A 6,480-nucleotide genomic window follows, 5' to 3' on the forward strand; every position below is an offset into this window, starting at 1 on the left:
CCGCGCACCTCCACCACCATCCACGGGGTCTCCATCGCCGGCGACGCCGCCTCCATCGCCGAATTCCTCGGCGAACCAGCCGACCACCCCCTCGACCAGATCGACGTCACCTGGGTCGAGGATGAGGAACCGGGCCTGGTCACGGTCGAGTTCGCCACCGCCCACGGCCCGGTCACGATCTGACCAGGGCCCGACCGCCCCGCGGGCGCAGCCGGCTGGGGTTTCCTGGCTATCGCGTGTCTCTTTGATGGGTTGGTCAGTTGATCGGATGTGTCTGCCCGATCAGTGATCACTGATGCGATGTGGGGCCGGATCGAGCCGCTGATGCCGGCCGTTCCGGTCCGTGGACGGTGGTGGGCTGATCACCGCCGAACGCTCGAGGCCATCGCGTGGAAGCACCGCACCAACTCGCCCTGGCGGGACCTGACCGACGAGCTCGGCCCGTTCCAGACCGCCCACAAACGGCTGATCAGATGGGCCGTCGACGGGTCCGTCGGCCAGGTGCTTGACCAGGCCCAACTGTCGGGCGTGGGTGATGTCTGCGCAGCTTGCCGGCTGGGCCGAACTGCAGAACAGGAGCCTGCCGGCAGAGTCGGTGAGGACCATGGCCTTGACCGCGTTCTGCTTGTTCTTGCCGGAGATGAACTTGTCCCGGTCCTTGCGGCCGGCAGCGGGCCTGCGGACGCGGATCTCGATGCCGTCAATGATCCCGGTCTGCCTGGTGGCCCTGAGGTGCTCGATGACCTCGGCGAGGGTGCGGAGTCGGATGCCGGGCACGACGGTGCAGCCGCGTGTTGCGAGCGGGGGCCGCACCTCGCCGACGGCGCGGGTGATCGTGGCGCGGTCGACCCCGAAGCAGCAGGCCGGTGCCCCTACGATCGGCGCGAGAGCGTCGCCCTGTCGCCAGGCGGTGCCCCGGGACCGACCGACGGCGGCGGGGGAATGCGGACGATGACGGCCCCCGTCTCTGGTGCTGCGCGGTGGCGAATCGCTTCTCCGCTTCGCGGGCGGGCCGGTGGCCCTACGCCGCCCCGACAAGGAACACCACATACCGCTGGCGGCGATCTCGTTCGTCCGGCGCCGACGAGCCGACGATCTACCGGGCCGCCGATGTCGACGAGAGCGGGGCGCTCGCCTTCGGGGAGGCCGTCACCGCCGCCCTCCCCGACACCCCGGCGCCCGACGGCGCCGCACTCGTCACGACCAGCGCTCCCCGGAGCCGCGCCGGACCCGCCGGCCGGGCATCGCGGCGGCCCTCGCCGCCCTCCTCCCCCACAAGGGCCGGACGAGCGCGGGATCCGAGGGGCTGACCGGGACGGCGCCCCGCTCTACGATCATGCCCATGGCGACCTCCATTTCCTCCCTCCCGGTGCTCCGAGGCCGGGGCGGGGCCGTCCTGTCCGCCGAGGACATCGGGCTGGTCCTCGACCTCCCGCGCGAGCAAGTCACCTTCACCCCCGACGGGCTGGGCCGGATACGCGCCGAGGGCCGCTCGGTCCTGATCGAACTGCGGGCGAAGCCCGGGGCGACGCCGCACGTCCACCGCATCGACGACGTGGACGAGGCAGCGGCCACCGCCTTCGCCGACGGGGTCAACGCGATCCTGGCGAACCGGACGGACAGCGACGACGTCGACGGGGCCCCGTTCGCCGTGGTCCGCTCGCTCGCCCCCACCTGGCGGACGAGGTTCCACCGCCGGATCCTGCGGGGCACGCTGTGGCACCTGCTGGCGCTCGTCGTCCTCTGCATGGTGGCCGGCTCGCTGGGCAGGTGGGACCTGGTGCTCCTCACGGTCCCGATCGGCGGCTTCGCCTGGCTGGGCCTGTGGCCGGGCCTGTACGGGGTGATCCGCGCGCGGCGGGAACGCTGGCTGCGCGGGCACGGCGTCATGGTGACCGCCACCCGGGCCACAATGTCCCGCGGGGCGTACATCTACCCAGACGCGACCGGGACATACCGCGGCTTCCTGCACGGCGAGGCCGGCCCCACGATCACCGTGGCCCACCCCCCGGAAGACCCGGCGGACGTGCTGGTGCCGGCATCGCCGTTCACGCACCTGGTGAACACCTACGCGGGCGCCGTCCTGGTCCTCTGCTGCAGCGCCATGATCGTCCTCCACGCCGTGATGGCGGTGGACTTCCTCCTCGACGGCTAACCATGCACGAGCTCGTCAGGGCATGCGGGGCCCGCTATGGGCAGCGCCTGGAGGCAGACACAACTGCTACGCCCTGGTCGGCCGATCCGCTTGGCGCGGAGGTGTTCTGTGCGGCCGGGCGGCGGCGATAGTGGCCCCGGCTAATGGAGCGCTTGGAGGACCGGGGGCTGGTGCTCCGGGTCTGTCTGCGGACGGCTTCCGCGCTGGTGCACCTGTCCGGGTGCTGATGGTGCCGGCGGTGGCTGCCGCGCACGGTGCCGACCCAGCGCCCGGCAGGTCCGCGCGTACCTCTCCGCCGCCGAACACCACGGACATCACCAGCGCCTTCTGGGGCGGCCTGCCATGGCGGACGACCGTCCACCGCCCGACTGCTCCACGAGCACGGCGCCGACATCGTCCGGGTCTGCTGGGACGACATGACGCCGCTCGACGTCACCCGGGCCCAAGGCGCCGACGACGTCGTTCGGGGCTGCGCGAGCAGGGCGCGGCGTCGAGGGAGGACCAGCGCTCCGCCCCATGACACCCCAGGGTTCAGTGGGGCGTGTCACAGACAATCCGGCGGCGTTGTGGGAGCTTCAACTCAGTTACCAGTCAGTTCAGTTACTGAAGAGCCGAGGTGGGGCAGGACACCTCGGAACGGTCTGCCCGCCACGTGGAGAGGATCGAGTGAGCTCTTTGGAAGCCGCAACACTGGACCAGGTCGTCGACACCGCCCGCTACCCCCTGTCGGAACTCGACAGCGCCGAGGGCCGCGCCGTGGTGTCCCGTGCCCGGCGTGAACTGTCCGCCCTCGGCTGCACCGTGCTGCCCGACTTCATCCGTCCGTCACTGCGCGACACGCTGAGTCGCGAGTGCTCGACCCTCGCGTCCCGGGCGCACTTCGACACCGAAACGGTCAACGTCTACAACATCGCGGTGGACGCGGAACTGCCGGACGACCACCCGGGCCGGAAGACCTTCGAGCGCGGCAACGCTTTCGTCGCCCGGGACCGCATCCCCGACGACGCGGTCATCAGCCGCCTCTACTCCGACGAACTGTTCCACCGCTTCGTCGCACTGTGCTTCGGACTTCCGGAGCTCTACGAACTCGCGGACCCGCTCTCCGGGCTCGTCCTCAACGTCGTCGCGCCGGACAGGGAACACCCCTGGCACTTCGACACCAACGAGTACACGGTCAGCATGCTCACCCAACAGGCCGAGGTCGGCGGTGACTTCGAATACTGCCCGGGCATCCGGTCCGCGCACGACGAGGGATTCGACGACGTCCGGGACGTGCTCGAAGGCCGGGGCGGGGCACTCGTCCGCAGCCTCCCCCTGCAACCGGGTGACCTGCAGCTGTTCAAGGGCCGCTACTCGCTGCACCGGGTCAGCCCCGTCCGGGGCGGCGTCGCACGCCACTCTGCGATCTTCGCCTACAGCGAGCGCCCCGGCGTCGTCGGCAGCGTGGCCCGCACCCGGCAGCTCTTCGGCCGCGTGCTGCCCGAGCATCTGGCGGCCGAGGGCCGGGCCGTCCGGGGCGACGCACTGCTGGACTGACCGACCCACCGACCGGCACAGCCGCCGCCCCCCACTCTGCGATCGACGAGGAGTAAGCCCTGTGCGTTTCGACGCGACCGGGAAAGTCACGCTCGACCACATCTACACACAGCCCGATCCCCGGGCCTACTTCCGCCTGCTGCGCCCCCTCGGCTACTGCGTTCCACAGCAGGCGAAGCCCTACTTCGCGAAACTCGTGAAGGAGTACCGGGAGGCCCAGCACGTCACCGTGCCCCACATTGTGGACATCGGCTGCTCGTACGGAATCAACGCCGCACTGCTCAAGTACGACGTGACCATGGACGAGCTCTACGCCCGCTACGACGACGAGGGCCTCGACGGGAAGAGCCGCGAAGCCCTGCTCGTCCGCGACCGGAAGCTGTCCCGCTCGCACCAGCCCGCCCAGCGCATCCGTTTCACCGGCCTCGACACCTCCCACCACGCACTGTCCTACGCGCACGAGGCCGGGTTCCTCGACGACGCGGTGCACGCCGACCTGGAGGCGAACGAGCCCACGCCGCGACAGCGCGCCCAGCTCGCCGGAGCGGACCTGGTGATCTCGACCGGCTGCCTCGGCTACGTCACCGAGCGGACACTCGTACGGATCGTCGAGGCGCAGGGCCCCCGACGGCCCTGGATGGCGCACTTTGTGCTGCGGATGTTCCCCTTCGACCCCGTGGAGCAGGCACTGGGAGGACTGGGCTACCGCACCATCCGCGTCGACGAGGTGTTCAAACAGCGCCGCTTCGCCTCCCCGCAGGAACAGGCGCTCGTGCTCGAGAGCATGTCGGCCGCCGGAGTGGATGCGAGGGGCCTCGAAACGGAAGGCTGGCTCTACGCACAGCTCTATCTTTCCCGCCCGCACGACACCCCAGGTATCGACGATCCGAATCGAGAGCAGAATTGAAGACCAGTCAGGATGCAGCGGTGAACGCGACCTTCGCCGGGGAGGCCGACCTGCCGCGGGTGCCGCTGCCCACCCTGGAAGCCAGCTGCGAGAAATTCCTCACCTGGTGCGCGCCGCTGCTGACGCCGGACGAGCGGGCGGCGACCGAGGCGGAGGTGACCGCCTTCCTCCGACCCGGTGGCCCCGGCCGGGTCCTGCACGCGGCGCTGGAGGAGTACGACGCCACGGAGGGTGTGCACAGCTGGCTCGACACTTTCTGGCCCTACCGTTACCTGGGACGCCGGGACCGGATCGCTCTGAACGCCAACTTCTTCTTCTTGTTCAGGGACACGGGCCGCCCCCAGGTGGAGCGGGCGGCCGGGCTCATCGCCGGGGCCCTCGACCACAAGCGGCAGCTCGACGACGGGCTCATCGCGCCAGTGGTGCAGCGCGGAGCACACCAGTCGATGGTGCAGAACAAGTTCCTGTTCTCCACCACCAGAATCCCCGGCGCACAGCAGGACACCGTCCGCGCCCCGTACACCGACGCCTGGCCTGGTCCGTCCGACGCCCCTCACATCGTGGTGTTCTTCCGTGGCCGGATGTTCCGGCTCGACGTCATCGGTCCCGACGGCGTCCCGCATGCCCTGGACGAACTCGAGGCGGGGCTGCGCGCGGTGATGAAGGCGGGCGACGAGCGAGCCAGCGAGGACACCTCGGTGGGTCACCTGACCACCATGGCCCGCGCCGAATGGGCCGCCGCCCGGGCCTCTCTCATCGCCGGCCACCCAGGTAACGCCGACGCGCTCGACACCGTCGAGACTGCACTGTTCTGCGTCTGTCTCGAGGACTTCGCACCGGAGAGCACTCAGGACGCCTGCGACCAGTTGCTGTACGGCGACCGCGGCAACCGGTGGTTCGACAAGGCCGTGTCGTTCGTCGTCTTCGCCGACGGGCGCGCCGGCATCAACGTCGAGCACTGCGAGCTGGACGGCACCACCATCCTCAGCTTCACCGACGCTCTGCTCACCAGCCCCGCCGAGGAGGCCTCACGCCGGTCCGGGGCCCGCTCCCAGGGACAGCCCGTACTGGAGCCGATCGTGTTCACGCTCGACGACGCGCTGCGCACGCAGGTGCGCGCCGCCGCCGACGCATTCGCCGCGTACGGGCGGAACACCGCGACCAGCACCGTGTCCTTCGAGGACTTCGGCAGTAGTGCGGCCAAGGCGCTGGGGGTTTCGCCGGACGCGTTCGTCCAGGTCGCCTATCAGCTGGCCCACCAGCGGGCGAAGGGCCGGCTCGGTGCGACGTACGAATCGATCGCGACGCGGCAGTACCAGCACGGGCGGACGGAGGCGATGCGCGTCGTCACCCCCGAGATGCTCGCGTTCGTCGCCGCGATGGACGACCCGTCGGCGGACACCAGCCTCCGGCACGTCGCATTCCGTGCCGCCGCCGACGCCCATGTGGCGCGTGCGAAGGAGAGCCAGGCCGGCCAGGTGCCCGAACAGCACCTGTGGGAGCTGGAGCTGATCCAGCGCCGCCGGGGGGCGGAGCTCGGGGTGGACGAGCAGCCCTCCCTGTACCGAACGCCGGGCTGGCTGACGATGCGGGACGACTACCTGAGCACCAGCTCCGCGCCGTCGGCCAACATCCAGTTCTTCGGCTTCGGCTCCACGAGCAGCCGGTGCATCGGTGTCGCGTACGTGCTGTTGCCCGAGCGCTTCAACATCTACCTGAGCACCCCGCTGCCGGTCGCCGACCAGATGCACGCTTTCGCCGGCCACCTCCGCGAGGCGGTTGCCGAACTGCGCGAACTGCTGACGTCCGTGCGGTCCGAGGACTGACCGGCGCACGGAAAGGACCGTAGGCCGTGCCCTCCGGGGGGAAGGGCACGGCCGAC

At 70.4% G+C, this 6,480-nt stretch carries 5 protein-coding genes and 3 pseudogenes; 6 read left to right on the top strand and 2 right to left on the bottom strand.

Annotated elements, in window-relative coordinates; all coding sequences use genetic code 11:
- Positions 1-183, top strand: a pseudogene (locus VIU94_RS20810) (VOC family protein); the annotation flags it as partial.
- Between the two features lie 87 nt (positions 184-270).
- Positions 271-492: pseudogene (locus tag VIU94_RS20815) on the top strand (transposase); the annotation flags it as partial.
- 15 nt (positions 493-507) lie between these two features.
- On the opposite strand, the pseudogene VIU94_RS20820 reads toward VIU94_RS20815, so the two are convergent.
- Positions 508-1,050 (bottom strand): annotated as a pseudogene (locus VIU94_RS20820) (transposase family protein); the annotation flags it as partial.
- A gap of 147 nt (positions 1,051-1,197) precedes the next feature.
- Complete coding sequence (locus VIU94_RS20825) at positions 1,198-1,344, bottom strand: hypothetical protein (RefSeq protein ID WP_331913345.1); 147 nt, start codon at positions 1,342-1,344, stop codon at positions 1,198-1,200.
- Between VIU94_RS20825 and VIU94_RS20830 the strand changes: the two genes are divergently transcribed.
- From VIU94_RS20830 to VIU94_RS20845, 4 genes are all read left to right on the top strand, one after another.
- Positions 1,343-2,155 (top strand): hypothetical protein, encoded by an 813-nt coding sequence (locus tag VIU94_RS20830; protein WP_331913346.1) that lies wholly within the window; start codon positions 1,343-1,345, stop codon positions 2,153-2,155. The two genes, VIU94_RS20825 and VIU94_RS20830, sit on opposite strands and share 2 nt — an antisense overlap.
- A gap of 666 nt (positions 2,156-2,821) precedes the next feature.
- Positions 2,822-3,691 (top strand): HalD/BesD family halogenase, encoded by an 870-nt coding sequence (locus tag VIU94_RS20835; RefSeq protein WP_331913347.1) that lies wholly within the window; start codon positions 2,822-2,824, stop codon positions 3,689-3,691.
- Positions 3,692-3,752: 61 nt separating this feature from the next.
- Positions 3,753-4,598: a class I SAM-dependent methyltransferase gene (locus tag VIU94_RS20840; RefSeq protein ID WP_331913348.1), complete on the top strand. Its 846-nt coding sequence runs from the start codon at positions 3,753-3,755 to the stop codon at positions 4,596-4,598.
- 20 nt (positions 4,599-4,618) lie between these two features.
- Complete coding sequence (locus tag VIU94_RS20845) at positions 4,619-6,424, top strand: choline/carnitine O-acyltransferase (RefSeq protein WP_331913349.1); 1,806 nt, start codon at positions 4,619-4,621, stop codon at positions 6,422-6,424.
- Positions 6,425-6,480: the final 56 nt, after the last annotated feature.

The organism is Streptomyces sp. (assembly GCF_036566765.1).
Lineage (GTDB): Bacteria > Actinomycetota > Actinomycetes > Streptomycetales > Streptomycetaceae > Streptomyces.